The sequence below is a fragment of the Halomonas sp. CSM-2 genome, from assembly GCF_002119345.1.
In the GTDB taxonomy this organism is placed as follows: domain Bacteria; phylum Pseudomonadota; class Gammaproteobacteria; order Pseudomonadales; family Halomonadaceae; genus Vreelandella; species Vreelandella janggokensis.
Window position 1 is genome coordinate 1 of the sequence record NZ_NBYR01000036.1, and the last position, 17404, is coordinate 17404.

13 protein-coding genes and 3 pseudogenes are annotated in these 17404 nt (G+C 55.0%); 4 read left to right on the top strand and 12 right to left on the bottom strand.

Going from position 1 to position 17404, the window contains the following annotated elements; all coding sequences use genetic code 11:
• Positions 1–182: 182 nt before the first annotated feature.
• A complete protein-coding gene (locus tag B7L15_RS18765; protein ID WP_062376034.1) occupies positions 183–1436 on the bottom strand; it encodes an IS256 family transposase in 1254 nt (417 codons plus the stop codon).
• Between the two features lie 882 nt (positions 1437–2318).
• Positions 2319–3356, bottom strand: a complete 1038-nt coding sequence (locus tag B7L15_RS18770; RefSeq protein ID WP_085920419.1) for an IS110 family transposase — start codon at positions 3354–3356, stop codon at positions 2319–2321.
• A 343-nt stretch (positions 3357–3699) separates the two neighbouring features.
• Here B7L15_RS18770 and B7L15_RS18780 point away from each other — a divergent pair, with 343 nt between their 5' ends.
• Complete coding sequence (locus B7L15_RS18780) at positions 3700–4041, top strand: YbjQ family protein (protein ID WP_085920421.1); 342 nt, start codon at positions 3700–3702, stop codon at positions 4039–4041.
• A 264-nt stretch (positions 4042–4305) separates the two neighbouring features.
• Here B7L15_RS18780 and B7L15_RS18785 read toward each other — a convergent pair whose 3' ends face one another.
• From B7L15_RS18785 to istB, 5 genes and pseudogenes are all read right to left on the bottom strand, one after another.
• Positions 4306–4710 (bottom strand): hypothetical protein, encoded by a 405-nt coding sequence (locus B7L15_RS18785; protein ID WP_085920422.1) that lies wholly within the window; start codon positions 4708–4710, stop codon positions 4306–4308.
• Between the two features lie 14 nt (positions 4711–4724).
• A complete protein-coding gene (locus B7L15_RS18790) occupies positions 4725–5690 on the bottom strand; it encodes a DUF559 domain-containing protein (protein WP_085920423.1) in 966 nt (321 codons plus the stop codon).
• A 418-nt stretch (positions 5691–6108) separates the two neighbouring features.
• Complete coding sequence (locus B7L15_RS19440) at positions 6109–6429, bottom strand: hypothetical protein (protein ID WP_139839404.1); 321 nt, start codon at positions 6427–6429, stop codon at positions 6109–6111.
• Positions 6430–6550: 121 nt separating this feature from the next.
• Positions 6551–7990: pseudogene (gene tnpC / locus B7L15_RS19925) on the bottom strand (IS66 family transposase); the annotation flags it as partial.
• Between the two features lie 88 nt (positions 7991–8078).
• Positions 8079–8831 (bottom strand): annotated as a pseudogene (gene istB / locus B7L15_RS18815) (IS21-like element helper ATPase IstB).
• Between the two features lie 237 nt (positions 8832–9068).
• Between istB and B7L15_RS18825 the strand changes: the two are divergent.
• From B7L15_RS18825 to B7L15_RS19450, 3 genes are read left to right on the top strand one after another with little or no spacing between them, the layout of a single operon-like run.
• Positions 9069–9374 carry a hypothetical protein gene (locus B7L15_RS18825; protein ID WP_139839408.1) on the top strand — a complete coding sequence of 102 codons (306 nt, stop codon included), beginning with the start codon at positions 9069–9071 and terminating at the stop codon, positions 9372–9374.
• Between the two features lie 14 nt (positions 9375–9388).
• Positions 9389–10450: a helix-hairpin-helix domain-containing protein gene (locus B7L15_RS18830; RefSeq protein ID WP_085920429.1), complete on the top strand. Its 1062-nt coding sequence runs from the start codon at positions 9389–9391 to the stop codon at positions 10448–10450.
• A gap of 10 nt (positions 10451–10460) precedes the next feature.
• Positions 10461–10613 carry a GIY-YIG nuclease family protein gene (locus B7L15_RS19450; RefSeq protein ID WP_139839409.1) on the top strand — a complete coding sequence of 51 codons (153 nt, stop codon included), beginning with the start codon at positions 10461–10463 and terminating at the stop codon, positions 10611–10613.
• A 140-nt stretch (positions 10614–10753) separates the two neighbouring features.
• On the opposite strand, the gene B7L15_RS18835 is transcribed toward B7L15_RS19450, so the two are convergent.
• The 5 genes and pseudogenes from B7L15_RS18835 to B7L15_RS18855 form a co-directional block, all read right to left on the bottom strand.
• Positions 10754–11287, bottom strand: coding sequence for a transposase (locus tag B7L15_RS18835; RefSeq protein ID WP_176243735.1), 534 nt, complete (start codon positions 11285–11287; stop codon positions 10754–10756).
• 213 nt (positions 11288–11500) lie between these two features.
• Entirely contained in the window at positions 11501–12538 is a 1038-nt protein-coding gene (locus B7L15_RS18840; protein WP_085920431.1) for an IS110 family transposase, read from the bottom strand.
• A gap of 25 nt (positions 12539–12563) precedes the next feature.
• Complete coding sequence (locus tag B7L15_RS18845; protein ID WP_085920432.1) at positions 12564–13346, bottom strand: IS4 family transposase; 783 nt, start codon at positions 13344–13346, stop codon at positions 12564–12566.
• A 436-nt stretch (positions 13347–13782) separates the two neighbouring features.
• Positions 13783–15161: pseudogene (locus tag B7L15_RS18850) on the bottom strand (IS1380 family transposase).
• A 721-nt stretch (positions 15162–15882) separates the two neighbouring features.
• On the bottom strand, positions 15883–16566 hold the full coding sequence (locus tag B7L15_RS18855; protein ID WP_085920433.1) for a hypothetical protein: 684 nt from the start codon (positions 16564–16566) through the stop codon (positions 15883–15885).
• Positions 16567–17404 lie beyond the last annotated feature (838 nt).

A 17404-nucleotide genomic window follows, 5' to 3' on the forward strand; every position in this document is an offset into this window, starting at 1 on the left:
TTACTAGGCGTGGTCAGTCGCTTCTCCCACTCTTGCCCCGCTTAGAGAAGCACACTGTCAATTAGACCGCTGAATCCTACAATAATCAATACGAGCCAAAGCGGAATTTTCCATGCTGACGATCTCGACCTTGTCGTGATCGGTCATGCTCCGAGTTATTGTCAAATTCTGTGTATGGCCGGTCAGGCGGCAGTCCTGTCTGACTGATCGGTCAAGGGTTCGCCGTCCTTGAACTGGACGTTGTTCACGACCAGCTCCAGCTTGTTGAACCCCTTGATCCGCTTCCAGCGCTTCTGGGCGCTCTGAAGCAGCTTGAAGACCATCGCCAGGGTCGTCGCTCTGGAGCCGCAGTTCCGGCTGCGCTTGCTCCGCAGGCGGACCGTGGCGAAGGTCGACTCGATCGGGTTGGTGGTGCGGATATGCACCCAGTGTTCTGCCGGGTAGTCATAGAACGCCAGCAGCTCCTCCCGATCCTTGGCCAGGCACTCCATGGCTCTGGGGTACTTGGCCTCGAAGCGTTTCACCGTGCGATCGAAAGCCTTGTGCGCCTCATCGCGGGTCTCGGCCATCCAGATCTCATGGAGGTCGGCCTTGACCTTGGGCTGCACGGATTTCGGCAGTTTATTCAATACGTTGGCAGTCTTGTGGACCCAGCAGCGCTGGTGCTCGGTCTCTGGATAGACCTTGCTCAACGCCGCCCAGAAGCCCATGGCGCCGTCGCCAACCGCTAGCTTGGGGGCCGTCGTCAGCCCGCGCTCGCGTAGCCCCGTGAGCAGCTCTTTCCAGCTGGCCTCTGACTCACGCTGCCCATCCTCGACGACGACCAACTCCTTGCGGCCCTGCTCAGTGACGCCGATGATCACCAGCAGACACAGACGGTCATCCATGCGCACGTTGCTGTACACGCCGTCAGCCCACCAGTAGACGTAACGCTGGTCTGCCAGGTCGCGCTTCTGCCAGTCGGTATGCTCGTCCTCCCACTGCTTCTTGAGACGCGACACGGTGTTGGCCGAGAGTCCCTTGGCCTGGTCACCCAGCAGGGCCGACAGGGCCTCCTGGTAGTCGCCGGTAGAGACTCCCTTCAGGTAGAGCCAGGGGATCAGCTCCTCGATGCTGCGGGCCCGCTTCAGGTAGGGCGGCAACAGCGCGCTGCTGAAGGTCACCCCGTCGCCACTGCGGTCACGGACGCGGGGCACCTTGATCTCGACGTCGCCGATACCGGTTTGCACGGTGCGCTCCGGCAGGTAGCCGTTGCGGACGACGACACGGCGGCCGTCTTCCAGCGTCTTGTCGGCATATTGCTCCAGAAACGTGCTCAACTCCGCCTCCACGGCCTTGGCGATCAGGTCTCGGGCCCCTTTGCGCAGCAGCTCATGCAACGGATCAGTAGCGCCGGTGTCTGGCTGCGTCACGGCTTGGAGAGTAGAATTGCTCATGGCGTATCCGTCCTATGTTGGTTGTGATCTGGCGAGATCAATCAACAGGATACGCCACCCTCTCTACTGCCCTCCATACACAAGAACTGAGCTTAACTCAACGAATGATGGAAGGGCAGCAGACGACCCAAAGCGGCCTTTTAGGAATTCTGCATATACATGCCAAGCTTGGTAATGAGCGCTGGGTGGACAGCCACATTAGACCTGATAGCTATTGCTTGAACGTCGCTGCGCTGGTTGTTACAAAGGCTACCTCCGATCAAGGGCATCACAAAAAGTCACCAACTGGCAGTGCACTATTTGATCACTGCAGGAGGTGCCGCTTTTTCGCTTGCGAGGCTGCTGATTGCTCTGTATCCACGTCAAGGGTTATAAGCTGACGTTCTTTGGCCAGATAACCGCCTAGCGCTGCGAGGATTTTAAGTGAAAGTTACTGAGCCAAGCCTTTCCCAGGCCAGCAGATCGGCTAACGTTAATCCCTGATGCGTGGCGTACTGGCTTAGCGGTATCTCCAGTACCGAGGCATACCGAGCCAAAAGGCTTGTGTAGCGTTGAGTTCGCGGCTCATGAGGCGCTCCCAAATAAACAAGAGCCTCAGTGTGGTTGGCAATATTCAGCCTGAGAAGATGTGTATTAGTGGACCGTATATGGAGTCCTCCTCGTTTGCCAGCATGAGGCGCGATGGTCGGTAGGTACGACTGCACACGTATATCCGGTCTTTTCAAGGATGCCAGCGGCATCGGACCTAAGTGGGCTATTCGCACGTCAGCTCCCATTCGCTTACACGAGCTCTACGGCTCAGCGGTCCACAGGGGTTTTCTGACGTCGGTTCGACCTATTCGCCATCTAGCAGCATGCTCAGCAATCGTTGATGGTAGGGAACTACGCCGCCTGCGATGCCAGGTCAGGGTCATAGGCCTGGTCATGGCGGGTGATCGCCCAGGCAATGCGTGCCGTCTTGTTGGCCAGCGCGATGACGGCGACATTGACGTGCTTGCGTTCAGCCAACTGCCTGACCCAGTGGCTGAGGTTATCCTTCCGGCCTTCGCTCCATCGGAATGCCGCGCGAGCCCCATGAACTAGCAAGCTGCGCAAATAACTGTCGCCTCGCTTACTGATGCCCAGTAGGCGGTCACGACCTCCCGTGCTGTGCTGCCGCGGTGTCAGCCCCAGCGAGGCGGCAAAATCACGGCCACACTTGAAGGCCTGAGCATCACCCAAAGCGCCGGCCAACGCACTCGCGATCAATGTGCCGACGCCCCGCAGGGTCATCAGTCGCTTGGCAACCGGGTCGGTCTGAGCGTGTCGTTCGATACGCTCGGTCACCGTAGCGATGCGCTCATCAAGATAGCGTAGCTCCTCGGCGAGACCCGACAACAAGACACGGAAGTCATCGGTCAGGCCGTTCTCGGCATCTTCCAGCCAGCGCGGCAAGGCCGTGCGCAGCTGGCCAGTGCCGATGGGCGCTACCAATCCGTACTCACCGATCAGACCTCGGATCTGGTTGGCCTTGGCAGTGCGCTGATGAACCAATTCACTGCGGATGCGATGCGCCGCCTGAATATCCTGCTGTGAGACGGTCTTGACGGCGACGAAGCGCATACTCGGACGTCCTATGGCCTCGCAGATGGCTTCGGCATCGACACGATCGTTTTTGTTACTCTTGACGTAGGGTTTGACGAATTGGGCGGCGATCAGTTTGACGTGATAGCCACGTGCCTGCAGCTCACGCGCCCAATGGTGGGCGGAGGCACACGCCTCCATCCCGATCACGGCTCCCGTGGGGACGCGCTTGACGATGGCATCAAGCCATTTGTCGCGCTTGTACTTGCCGAGCCACTCGACCTGGTCATGACGATCGACGCCGTGAACATGAAAGACGGATTTGGCAATATCGACACCAACGCGTGAAATGCTCATGGGATACTCTCCTCAGCCGGTGACCTCACCCTCTCAGTATGGCGCATGGCGCGGACTTAGGTGAGGAGGACTCCATCCCATTGCTTACGGTGTCGAGGCCATGAGCGAGCGCCTTAGCCCGCGCCTGGTGTTGGTGTACGGCCAGAGCCCGGTGGAGATTGCAGCACCTTCGCTTGAGATTGTGCCGGATTGGCACCGGCTGCGTAAGCTGTCGCCGAAGGCGAAAAGCAGCAAAGCTGCTCGATCCCATTGCCATCGAGCGACAGTCGAGGCACATTAGCCAGATAATCACAGTCGCACGCTCTCGTTCCGATTTTAGGCCCAGCAGATAGGGGAGGTTCCCATGTCCCAGCAAATCATCCTCACTACCTCGTCACACCTGGAAGGTTACCGGGTCACCGAGCATATCGATATAGTGTCCGCCGAGTGTGTATTTGGCATGAACGTGATCAAGGATATGTTTGCAGGGGTTCGGGACTTTTTCGGTGGCCGCAACAAGTCATCTCAGAACGCCTTGCGTGATGCGCGCGTTGCGTGTCTCGATGAGCTGCGCGAAGAAGCAGCGCAGATGGGGGCCAATGCGGTGATCGGCATTGACCTCGACTACAGCGAGATTTCGGGTGGCGGTAAGTCGATGCTGTTTTTGGTGGCGACTGGAACGGCGGTGAAGATTGTGAAAGCGTGATATTCGCATCCTGAAAATGCGCAGGGCCGTCTTTATTTCGGCTCACTCAGCTGCGCATACCAAAGGCTGAATCACATCGCCTCTGACTTCCTCGATGAGCACAGCCGTTAATCCCACCGGGGCAACCACACTTAACGTATCGTGCAGAGGTTGGCGAAGCAGGATAAATCCCGCCTTCAATGCTTCAGCTGCCGGTGTTATTGGCCCCACCTCCGGCTGGGGTCATGCTACTAAGCATTCTGTGGTTCGGTGCTTGGGGTGTGTTCAATAATCCCGGTAGTCAGGCGCTTCGCCTTCCATACGTGACACACCGCTTACATCGCTAAACAACAAGGTATTTCTCTTGCCAACAGAAATGATGTTGCTGGTGGCGCAAATATGATCGCCTAAGGCATAGCTCCCGCTTGGTTCTATTGCGAACGTACTTGTATCGATACCAATCACAATGCCATCAGAGTGTTGGCCTTGGTGTGGTCCAGCGACAGCCACAGAATTGGTGTTAATGACCTGTGCGTATCTCCAATCCAATGGCAATTCACAACTGATTCCAATTTCAGGATATTCCGGCGCTCCGAAAAATAACTCAGACAGATATCCATTGGGCCCACCTGCCAATAAAAAAATTAATGCTAACAATACGATAGCAATAGTCAGGATGTTAAGTTTCATCGAAATTCCTTTTCTCAGTAAACATTAAGCTGGTCAGCATCCTTCAGTTGAATTTGCACATCACCACGATACTCGCTGACTTTGCCCATGACGCATGCATCATCGCCAATGATGTTTTGAGAGAGCTGGGATGCAAATTCAGGGCGGTTATTATCCCAGATAAGTAGAGTCAACCTGTCAGGATTAGGGAAACTGGCTCCCACTTCTATCCATGTTGGACTGCCGTTGACATCGGGCTTGTAAGTGATGCGCTTGATCAGCCCTTGTGTTGTTACCGTTTCGCCCATGTGGTTGCGTACTTCGCTCCAATGAATGGCATTAGGACATTCTTGCGCCGCCGCTGCGGAAGTTGGCAAGGCGTTCTGTAGTTGATTTGTTAGCCACGGTTGACCGTAAAAAATAAAGCCAAGTACGACTGCAGCCACGAGCCCTGCCGAAACAGCCATTTTTTTCAGCTCCTGCTTAATCGGCTTTTTGCGGCGCTTAGCCTTCCTGGTAGGGTGGGTGTTCTTCACAGGGGCTACAACAGGCTCCCTGGTTTGTGTAGGAACTGGGCTAGCATGGCTTGATCTTGCAGCTTCCTTATGACGGAGCTTGAGCAGCAGAGAGTGGATATTGTTGCGGCACCGTACGGGCTCATTGCAAACATCGTGGTTAGCGAAACGCAGTACATGCCAGCCTTGGGACGTTAAGGCCGATTGCCGCCTTTGCCAATCTACGAACTCGGCATGTGTCATGCCTTCGCCGGTGCCGCGTTTGTCGTAGCCGTCGACCTCGATGGCGATGCGAACTTCCTCACCCTCACGGATCGCAAAATCACAATAGCGCTGCTTCTCATCATCGTCGCGGAAAGACATTTGTGCTTGCAGGGAGGCGAAGTTGAGATCCGGGATGCTGGTGAGAATATTCTCAAAAAAGAAGTGCTCGAACTGACTGCCGAGCAAATGACGATTCTGTGCATACCATTGCTGAGGGGTCATCCCTGAGTCCTTTAAAACAAAATTACTAACGGCTCATGTTATGCCTATGCAACATATTAATGAAGGGAATTTAGTTGATATTTTAGTGGCGTGATGGCTACGCCCACGCTGCCGAGTCGGCTTGGTTTCGGCCCGCAAGGCTGGCGCCATGCTGCAATCGGGGGCCTTCGCCGCTCGCGCCGTTATGGCCATCGCCACGCCAAACCCCCGCCTGGCTTGGCCAGCCGACACGTCGCTGGTGTCGTGCGCATAGAGTCTCCACCTCGTAGCTCGCTTGCGGCCTTGGCCGCGCAGGCTCGCCATAACCCCGACCAGCCGTGCGAGCCACGGAGCTGGTTCAGTGGAAGTGGCCGCGCTGAGCGCCGCCACTGTGTGCATGGCTGCTGCTGTGCCGTCACATCCACCGCCCCCGGCTTCGCTAGCGGCTGCCTGTGTGTTCATCACCGCAGCGGTTACACTCTGCCGCCATCGCCATCGCCATCGCCATCGCCATCGCCATCGCCATCGCCATCGCCATCGCCATCGCCATCGCCATCGCCATCGCCATCGCTTTCGATTGCTGTATGCTCTCTGTGGGCAATTTGCTGCAGTGCAATTCGCAGATTGGCGGCATTGATCTTAACGCCTGGGTGCCATATTGAAAGCCACGAAGTGAATTGTGTTTGAAATCTTCATGGGCATAATTGTTAGTGCCATATCCGGTGCGACTGGCTTTCTTTTCCTGAATTTCGTGATGCAACCCCATCCTGCAATATCGTGAGCTGCGAGCGAAGTTGTATGCCGAGCAGATTTACCATGCCAGTGTAAATCCATCTGGACATTAAAAGCATCGAATATGGCAATGATGTGAGCTGACGCCGTTAAACCGACACACTTGACCTAACCGTATTGCGCCACTTTTTTACGGCAGTCGGTAAGGCCACGTTCCAGGGAAGCAATGCTTCCAGTGCCTCCAGCGTATCAGCGGTGGCGATACGTTCCAGCACATGGTGGATATAGGCAGCAGGATTCAGGCCATTAGCTTTGGCCGACTCGATTAACGAGTAACAGGTGGCACTGGCATGGGCACCGCGCGTTGTATCGGCGAACAGCCATGCTTTGCGGCCGATGGCGAAGGGGCGAATGGCATTTTCAGCCAGGACATTACTGATCTGCAGGTCACCGCGCTCACAGTAGCCGATCAGCGTTGTCCACTGGTTCAGCGTGTACTCCATGGCCTTGCGCGTCAGGCTCCCCTTCATCACGCGGCTGACATTGGCCTCTAGCCACGCCTTGAAGTCCTCGAGTCGCGGGAGGCTCAGTTCCTGGCGGATACGTTAACGCTCTGCGTCACTCAGATCCTTTGTTTGGCGTTCAATGGCGTAGAGTTTGTTGATATGGCTCAGGCCTACATCAGCCTTGGCCAGCGGCTCGTTCTTGCCTTTTTCTTTGGCCTTGGCGGCCTTAGAGGCCTTAGAGGCCTTAGAGGCTTCCACGAACTTGCGTCACGCATGATCCCAGCAGCCAATACGGGCGATACCGTTGGCGCGGCATATTTGTCCGTAACCGGCATAGCCATCGGCTTGCAAAATGCCCGCGAAGTCATCGAGCAGTCGCACCGGTACTCTGCCGCCTCGGGATGGGGCGTAGGCAAAGAGCACCGATAGCTGATCCTGTGGGCCTTCTCGCGTCACCTATATCCATTTATCCGATTGTGCCTTTTTGCCGTCTTCCTTGAGCACCTGCAGCCGCGTTTTATCGACTTGCAAGTAAGCGCTACTGTTTTGCGCCTCGCGCATTAAGGTCATCAGTGGCTTGAAGGTATCATCCAGCCGGAGGATTCAGTTCGCCATCTGCGTGCGGCTCGCCGTGTGACCTAAGCGCTTGAGCATACTTTCCTGCCGGTACAGCGGCAGGCCATCGGCGTATTTGGATGTGACCAGGTGGGCCAGCAGTGACGTGGAGGCCGTGCATTTGCCCAGCGGGTGAACGGGACGTTCCGCGGCGAGAATGCGGTCATTATCCCTCAGTGAGAACACGGTTTTTTCCTGCCAGTATTCGAGTACTTTCGGCTGCGCAGGAATAAACTGCAGCTCTTCTTTGACCTTGGTGAAGAAAGTCTGGGTAGCACCGGCTTTTTGTTCCACGCTGAGCATCAGGTCGATATGTTCGCGCATCAGGACATCCGAGAAGCCGCGTTGGAGGCGCGGACGTGACGTATGCGGTGCCTCTTGTGCTTCGATATCGTCCGGCAGTTGATCGTGTAAGGCGTCGAACTCGGCTTCCAGCTTGGGTTCATCGAAGAGGTGAGCCTGGTGCATATTCCGGCGAACGTGACCGGTCATTCCGGGGATCGTGACCGGTTTGCACACGGCTTTCACGCTGGAGTCGATTTTGTACGCTGAGCGGTCACGATGGGTCAACTGATTCCGTTTTTGGTGCGTTGGCTTTTATCATCGATTCTCCTTTCAGATTGAGTCGATGAGCGCCGTGCAGGAGCCGATCCATGATGGCGTCTGCCAGCGTGGCGGAGCCGATAGCGTCATGCCAGTGCTCAATGGGTAACTGGCTGGCGATCAGGGTTGAGCCCCGCCCGTGGCGACCCTCGATCACTTCCATCAGGTCTTGTCGCGGCGGCGCCGTGATCTTCTGTATGCCCCAGTCGTCCAGGATCAGCAGGTCGGTCTTCGACAACTGATTCATCAGCCGTTCGTAGCTACCATCGCCGTGGGCGATGCGCACCTGCTCGAACAGCCGCGGTACCCGCAGGTAGCGTACCGAGAGGCCTTGCCGACACGCCTGATTACCCAGCGCACAGGCCAGCCATGTCTTGCCGCAGCCAGTGGGGCCGGTGATGCATAGGTTCAGGGACTGCTGGATCCAGTCGCCACTGGCCAGGCCTGCCATGCGTGAGCGCTCCAGTCCCCGAGGGTGGCGGTAATCGATGTCTTCGATGCACGCGGGTACGCGCAGGCGAGCGGTCTTGAGCAGCCGAGCCAACCGCCGGTTTCCCGGTGCAGCACCTCCCGATCACTAACAGGGTCAAGCGTTCCTCGAACGCCAGGTCGTGGGTGTCTGGTTGAGCGCGCTGTTGTTCCAGGCATCGCTCATGCCTGTCAGTTTGAGGTGGCACAGCGTATCGAGCGTGTTGTGCGTGAGCATAGGTTTCTCTGGGATCAGTGGTAATAGTGGGGGCTGCAAACATTGGTGTGAACCTGCAACTCGGTCAGTTCCGGTTCTTCCTCAGCCTGCGGCAGCGGTAACTGATCCAGCCTCTGCTTCAGGATCGATGTGATGCTTTGGTAACTGGCGGAGTGGATGGCGAGCGCCCGGGCACAGGCCTGCTCAAGGCGGTCACGGCTGTAGTGGCATGGGCTATCTCCGCACAACCGTGTATTTTTGGAAGAGCTTGGGTTGCAAAGCAGAGTGGATGTTGAACGAGCGCACGGTGAAGGCGCTTTCACGCGAGGTCATCCTGATTATTTTGCCGGTCTAACTGCGCATCGCCGCAAGTGCATTATCGAATGGTTGAACCAGCCGCCAGAACCCGCCGTTACCACCTATCCAACGGTTGAAACCATCACGTTACGCTTGGATGCTCAGCCTGTGCACGAGCTTGAAGCACTGGCCAACGCTTCGAAAGTCGAATCTTCAGAGCTTGTAGCGCGTTGGATTCGCTGCGAAGCTGAGAGAAAGAGAATTTAAATTAGGAGTAAAGCATGAGGCTCGCATCTGCGGCTTTGATTACAGCTGCCGCGCTACTGCCCACCACTGCGCTCGCAGACGCTATCATCGGCAGCTGGAATATCAAACACATGGGTTGGAACAACGACAAGGCGATGGCCGAAGTAGCGCATGTAGCGCAGCACTTTGATTTTCTCGCCGTTCAAGAGCTAATGGACCCCACCGCGCTTTCCCAGCTTGAGCAAGCCGTGGAAGCCGCCAGCGGTGAATCCTGGTCAAGCATGGCCAGCGACGATCTCGGCCGCAGTACCTACCGCGAACACTACGGCTTCCTGTGGCGTGAGAGCGAGATAGAGTACGACAGCGGCGCCGTGGTGTTCCTCGACAGTCGCGACGTATTCGCCCGCGAGCCATACTCGGCCAAGTTTACCGCACTGGAAAGTGGCCAGCAGTTTGCCGCTGCAACGGTGCATGTGGTGTATGGCGATAGCGTGGGCGACAGACTGCCAGAGATCGAAGCGCTTGCTGACTACTGGGGTTGGCTAGAGGAAGTTTACCCAAATACGCCACGGCTGCTTTTGGGCGATTTTAACCTTCCGCCGCATCATTCTGGCTGGTCAGAGTTGCGCGAGCTTGGTGCAACGCCCGCGATCACCGAAGGTGCCACGACGCTCGGCACTACAAACGGCGTCTGGGCCAACCTCTACGACAATATTTGGCACGACGACACAGCGGCGATCACCGCTAAAGGAATCATCCAATTCCCTGACTTACTCCCGGGTGAGCATACTGCCGTGCGGGACTCGGTTTCTGATCACGCGCCGGTATGGGTTGCCTTGAGCGGTGCTGAGCTTGAGCTAACTGCGTTTGATGGCAGTGCGTATGAAGCGGCCAACGACTCGGTGTACTGCATTGATCTGAACGACGCTACGGCCAAGCAGCTGGACGAATTGCCGAATGTGGGGCCAGCGAGGGCAGATCAGATTATTGATATGCGTCCTTGGGGAAGTGTTAGTGACTTGTCTCGTGTCAGCGGTCTTGGAGCCGCAAGCGTGAAGGATATTGAGGATAGTGGGCTGGCGTGCAACGTAAATTAGAGACAAGCTCATGGAAACGGAAAGCCAAACGCTAAAAGCGCAAGACGAATTGAGTAATACAGCTGCTAAGGAAGTGATCTATCTGCTGGAAAATCCAGCTATGCCAGGATTAGTGAAGATTGGCAAAACATCCCAGTCTGACGTACAGATTCGGATGGGCTAGCTTTATAGCACTGGCGTACCTGTGTCTTTTGAGTGCATATAGGCGGTCGAGGTGGATGGGGCGTACAAAGTAGAGCGTGCGCTTCACCTTGCTTTTGGTCCTCAACGGCTTAACCCTGACGAATCCCCACGAATTTAGCGCTATGCGTCGCATAATGCCTGATGGCGGGCTTCTTCACGGAGGCTTGCCTGAAGCGATGCCCAGCAAGGCCAGGGCACAGCGCCGGAAGATTGTCGGCGAAGCCATTCCAGCCCAAGGCGCCACACGGATAAAACATTTCGATGGTCGATACTGTTGCTCTGATAGCGTTTCTGTTGCCCACTGGTTCTGACGCCCAGACCGGCGACCATCATCGCCATATTGGCCAGCATCGCGATTAGCAACAGGACCTCAATACGCCTGCCCTGACACGATTGATGCATACCAAAGCCCAGCCCGAACAGGGGGCTTTTGACGTCGCGAAAGCCTTCTTCGATCTGCATTCGTTGCCGGTAGATGGCGACCACTTTTTTCGCCTGTGTCGAGCGCCTCGGCAGGTTAGTGACCAATACCCAGGGTTCTTCCTGACGGCGGGCGATGGTTCGGCTTGCACTGTCCTGAGAGACCTGTCCACGTATATGGAGTCCTCCTCGTTTGCAAGCATGAGGCACGATCGGCGGTAGGTACGACTGCACACGTATATCCGGTCTCTCCAATGATGCCAAGGGCATCGGACCTCGATGGGCTATCCGCACGCCAATTCCCATAAGCTTGTTCGAGCACCGGGGCTCTGCGTAGACAACGGGGTGTCTCGGCGTCGGTTCGACCTGGTCGCCATCTTGCAGCATGCTCAGCAATCGTGATGGTGAGGTATCTCTTCGATAGATAAGTAATAAAGTCGATGGATATTACGCCGTATGTGCTGCCAAGTCAGGGTCATAGGCCCTGTCGTGGCGAGTGATGGCCCAAGCAATGCGTGCCGTTTTGTTGGCCAACGCCACGACAGCCACGTTGGGATGCTTGCGCTCGACCAGTTGCCGGATCCAGTGACTCAGGTTGTCTTCCTTGCTTTCGCAATGGCGCAGCACGGCACGCGCGCCGTGGGTCAGCAGGGTCCGTAGGTAGCTGTCGCCTCGCTTACTGATGCCCAGGAGGCGGTCACGTCCTCCCGTGCTGTGCTGCCGCGGTGTCAGCCCCAGCGAGGCGGCAAAATCACGGCCACACTTGAAGGCCTGAGCATCACCCAGAGCGCCGGCCAACGCACTCGCGGTCAATGTGCCGACGCCCCGCAGGGTCATCAGTCGCTTGGCAACCGGGTCGGTCTGGGCGTGTCGCTCGATGCGCTCGGTCACCGTGGCGATGCGATCATCCAGGTGGCGCAGGTCCTCGGCGAGACCCGACAACAGGACACGGAAATCATCGGTCAGGCCGTTCTCGGCATCTTCCAGCCAGCGAGGCAAGGCCGCGCGCAGCTGGCCAATGCCGGTGGGCGCCACCAGCCCGTACTCGCCGACCAGGCCACGGATCTGGTTGGCCTTGGCAGTGCGCTGCTGAACCAGTTCACTGCGGATGCGATGCGCCGCCTGGACATCCTGCTGCGCGGCGGTCTTGACGGCGACGAAGCGCATGGTCGGACGCCCCATGGCCTCGCAGATGGCCTCGGCATCGACGCGATCGTTCTTGTTACTCTTGACGTAGGGTTTGACGAATTGTGCGGCGATCAGTTTGACGTGATAGCCGCGTGCCTGCAGCTCACGCGCCCAGTGGTGGGCGGAGGCACACGCCTCCATGCCGATCTCGGCCCCCGCGGGGACGCGCTTGACGATGGCATCAAGCCATTTGTCGCGCTTGTACTTGCCGCGCCACTCAACCTGGTCATGACGATCGACGCCGTGAACATGAAAGACGGATTTGGCAATATCGACACCAACGCGTGAAATGCTCATGGGATGCTCTCCTCAGCCGGTTACCTCACCCTCTCAGTGTGGCGCATTGGCGCCGGGGTAGGGTGGGGAGGACTCCATCCCATTGCTTGTTGCGATCTTTACGCCCCTTGGGCGATTGGTGGTAGAGCACCATCTGAGTCGTCAATGGGTTGCTGCGCGCTACCTGAACCTCTCCAAGGGTACTGGGTATCGAGGTGGCTTGCTGAAACAATGACTCGACAGCCTGCCACGTTTCGTCGGACGCCTGATAATGGGTGGGGCTAAGCACACGCCCGACGTAATACCAGCCACGCTTCTCTACAGCGCGAAACCACGGGTTACGAAAACCGGCATCGGTCACCACGACAGGCGTTGCCTCTTCAGGCAAAAGGCGGGCAATGGCTTCCAATAGATAAGCTTCACAATAGGCACATCCATTTTTGTGATGGACCTTTTCGAAGATCGGCAATGAACGCCCGGCAAAGGGGATAGCAGCCCGCAGCAAAAATTGCTGCCCATAGTGATCAATAGGCGACCAATCCACCAGAATCAGGGGGCGTGTCATATGGCCGATCAGCAAGTGAGCCACGAGCCAATAAAACAGGGGGCGTTCCTCGTGTAAATGGTGGTTGCCCAATAGCCGATCGACGCGCTTGATGGTATGTCGAGGGGCCACAGGGCCTGGCAATGCACGCCCGAGCGCTGTTAACCCTAATCGACGATCCGTCAGCAAGGCACCCACCGTATCCAGAAGTGCCTGAAGACGTTTGGCATGTATTGAGGGGAGTGCTGATGCGAGCCAATTGTGTAAGAATCGTGGGGCCTGCATGGGTCTCCTTAGGCATATTGTTGGTTTGGCGATTAACAACATGCCGGCCCATGCAGGCTCCTTCAACGTTACCCGCTGATTTTATTGAAAATATTCGTGGGGATCCCTCAGGGCATAACCCAAATCGTGATTTTTTTCAGATAGACCCTGAGCAAGCCATTGCTGTGATGAGCATTCTCGGTAGAAGCGAGGTTACACCTGAACCCGCCTCATTCATGAGGGTGCCGATTGAGCGTTTTGGAGCCATGGGTTGCCGGCTTCAGTCTTCAGCAGTCGTATCGATGGCGTGATGACACACAGATTAATGCCCAAGTGTGGCGCTTATCTTCGTTGTTTATAACTTTCATGCATTGACCCCGGCCATCAAGGTAGCCATGTCCGCCGGCCCCCGTTGTGGCCGCCTTGTTCTTGCCTTAGTTATGATGTTATCCGCGTATTAGCTCAGCGCCGTCAGCTTCGGCAGCCCCTTCAGCAAGGTGGGCCACCATTTGTCAGCGGCGTCACCGAGGTGAACGGTGATACGTCGCGCATGTAGCGAGAGGGTGGAAGCGACCTTGAGCACCTGCTCGCGCATCCGGCTCAGGCTCCAGCCTTGGCGAGTTTGTCGCACCAGAAGACAGCGCAGGCCATGCAGAACCTGGTAAGCGTAGAGGCTCAGCAGTAGACTCACTTCGTTACGGGCCATCACGTCTTGAACGGTGGAGGCGCCACGATCCGTCGAGGAGAGATGCACGTCGAGTGCTGATTTTACCTCGCCCATGTGCGCCTCGGCACTGCCGCGCTTACGGTAAAGCGCCAGGACTTTCTCTGGGGCCAGTGGAACTTACTGAGATTGGTGACCAGGAAGAAGGCATGCAGCAACAGATCATCGGGGCGTTCCTGCACCACCAGTACCACGCGCCGTGGTGACGACCAGGAGCCGGCTTGGTATTCCAGGTCATGGCACCATTCACGAGGCTGTTCGGGTGGCCGGCCACGGGGTCGCTTGAGATAGGGCGCGGCTAGCTGCTGTAGACCCGAATGGCTACGGAGCCGGCCCAAGTATTCGATGTCACGCGCTTCCAAGGCCTCCAGTGTCGCGTTGCCTGTGAAGCCAGCGTCAATGCGCACTCGCACCTGGGCGCCGGTGCTCTCGTTGAGTCGCCGTACCAGATGCGGGACCCAGGTGTCGGCATTCTCGGCTGGGCCAGCATTGCCCTCCCGCAGCAAGCCGCCCACCATGTCGCCGGTCTCTGCCAACGACGCGACCAGCGGTGAGTAGATGCGGGCACCGTAATGACCATGAAAGGCCGAGCCGCCCTGGTGACCGTGAACCTCAATCGGTAGGCCATCGATGTCCAATGTCAGTTGATCCGGGCGTTTACCCTTCTCCAGCGAGGTCAGACGCCAGACCACCAACCGCAGCAGACCTTCGTGTACGGCATCGATGTTGTCGCTACGCCCAAGGCACGTCAGCAGCCGCGACAGCGTGGCTTGGGATGGCCGGTCCTGCGCCAATGGCGTCATCCCGCGCGCATCGCTGCAGGCCAGTTGCCAGAGCGGGTCATGGCGCAGAGTGTCGGTATCACTGAGATCAATCCAGCCCATCGCACGCTGCAGCACCAGCGTCCGCAGCTGGCTGGCCAGCGAATGGCGGATACGCAGTGGGTCGCGTGGGTCGACCAGATTATCCTCCAGCGCGTTGATCACGCCGCTGTTGTCGAGGGCTTCACGCAGCAGCAAAGCGCCGCTGTCACTGGTGGTGCGTTGACCGTCGAGCTCAACGCGGATGGACCCGTTGCAGGACGGGATCCAGGGAGATAAGATTTCACCCATAGCGAATGGCCTCTTGGAATCGTGTTCTTGCCGGAACCGTCTGATTTTATTGGAGTTTACCATTCGCTATCTTCGTTTTCAGCACTCCCTCATGAATATCCTGGGCTGAAGTTAACGCTGAATTGAGTAAAAATGTTAGCCAAGCAGAAAAAGGTTCTGGCAAGCGCATTAAGCGGCAAATATCGATTTTCTGGAAATGGGAATGGAGATAGGTGAGCAGCTAACTTTCAACGACGGTGTGTTAACTGTCGAAATAATCGACAACCGGAAAGTCAGGCTTAATGGCGAAGATATATCGTTGACATCCGCAACACGACGAGCAATAGGCACCGACAAGGTCTATAACCCTGCAGTGCACTGCACTGGTACGTGAGTGGACGTATTCTTCTCAGATATATATATATAACGAAACATATCCGTTAGAACGATAGCCAAGCCTAATATGTAGATTGAGCTACATAGGAGGTCAAGAGAATGAAGCAATAGATTGCTGCCGCAGCACTGGCAATTGCTGCACTCATCATCGTATCAGCTGCAACTGCCGCCGAAGATGACACGCGGCTATTCAAAGGCTGGCACTACGGCCAGCATATTGCCAGCTTCCCGCATAGTCAGGGCTACTATGATTGCTCCGCTGATTTCGGTACCTTACTTATCCTATTATCTAATTAATTTTAATTTAAAGGACTTTTTTTGAAATTTCCCGAAATTTTTTAGGGCTTCATCTAAAAGCAGAGTAATTCGGATCTAATCCCATAAAATTACCATTAAGAGTCATGCATTGACCATTCCAGCAATCTGGTTCAAAGTTAGCCGTATTAGGATCATCTAGATCGGCAAAATCAAGAGTAGCAATAACTTCACTGACTGTATAGCGCCCTTCCTTGTCTCCAGTAAATTTATCAAAGCCCACTATACAATGACCAGAGTTCCATTCTTCGCAGTTTACATAAGCCACTTCATAGCGCATTTCGTATAAATCGTATTGGTTGCTATAACTATTTTTTAAGCTATATTCTTTTTTTGATTCTTCTAATATTTCCTGAGTTTCTTTATGAGCTTCTTCACCTTCATTTATTACGTCAATTAACTCCATGCCATCAATACGTTCTCTAAACTGGCTAACCATATCTCTATTATTATAGAACTTGGAAAGTAACATGTTCTCGATTTCACTATAATTTGATGAATAACCACCTGAGGTATTGCTATAATATTCGTAAGAAATATTATTTCCATTTTTAACGTATATATTCATAGCTATTTTACCAACAGCCTCATTAAATAAATATACACCTCTGGAGGAGTTATGCTCACTTTGAATTTTATGAAAAGTTTCTCTAAAAGAGTCATCACTTGAGGAATCTATTTCTGTGTCGTCTGAAAATAAAGTAATTGGCCACATTATTGCTCTTCCGAAATTGTAATATATGCTCTGATATCCATAATTACCAAATTGCCAATAAAAAAACCACAAATCACTGTAATGGTTAAATAAAAAGTAATAAATTTTGATTTCATTTGTATTTCTCCGGGTTTGATTTATAACTAATAATACCAATATAAAAAAAGATAATTATGTATTTAAATTTGAACAGGCACTTGCTTACTTTATAGTTTTCAGACCATTCAAAGCATTTTTCAAGCCATAAGCACACTTCGGTGAGCTCGTAGGCCAAACGCTAAAACCGTGAATTTGTGCCATTGGGCAAAGTGTAGGACCTGTTTAGGTCAGTACTCTGCTTTTTGGCCAACTTGCGTATGACACTGTAATTTTGACACGAAAATACTGGGAGTGTGTGTAAGAAATTTGCTATGAAAATGTAAGAATATGATTACATTTACGTTCAATTTCAGGATTACCTTTCAGTCGGGTAGACCGGGCGATTGCTTGACCCGGCCTCCCAAAGAGCCAATGGAATGGAGTCCTTCCCACCTTACTCCGGCGCTAATGCGCCATACTCAGGATGTAAGTGGCGTGGCCCCGATGACCTCGCCTCATTCATGAGAGTGCCGATTGAGCGTTTTCAGAGTCTGTCAACGTAGATGTCGCGTTTAAGTCATCAGCTCTTTAACAATTGGCCGCCTTTTCCGGGTTCAGAGTGACTGATTCCGGCAAGCTGAAGTTTCGGATATCACCAGACCAGCGACGCGGGTTCTCGGCTTTCGCCGCTTCGATAATCTGTTTTCGCTGGGCCAGGATCTGATCAGCTTCGCCCGTATGGCGTTGCTGAGGTGTTACG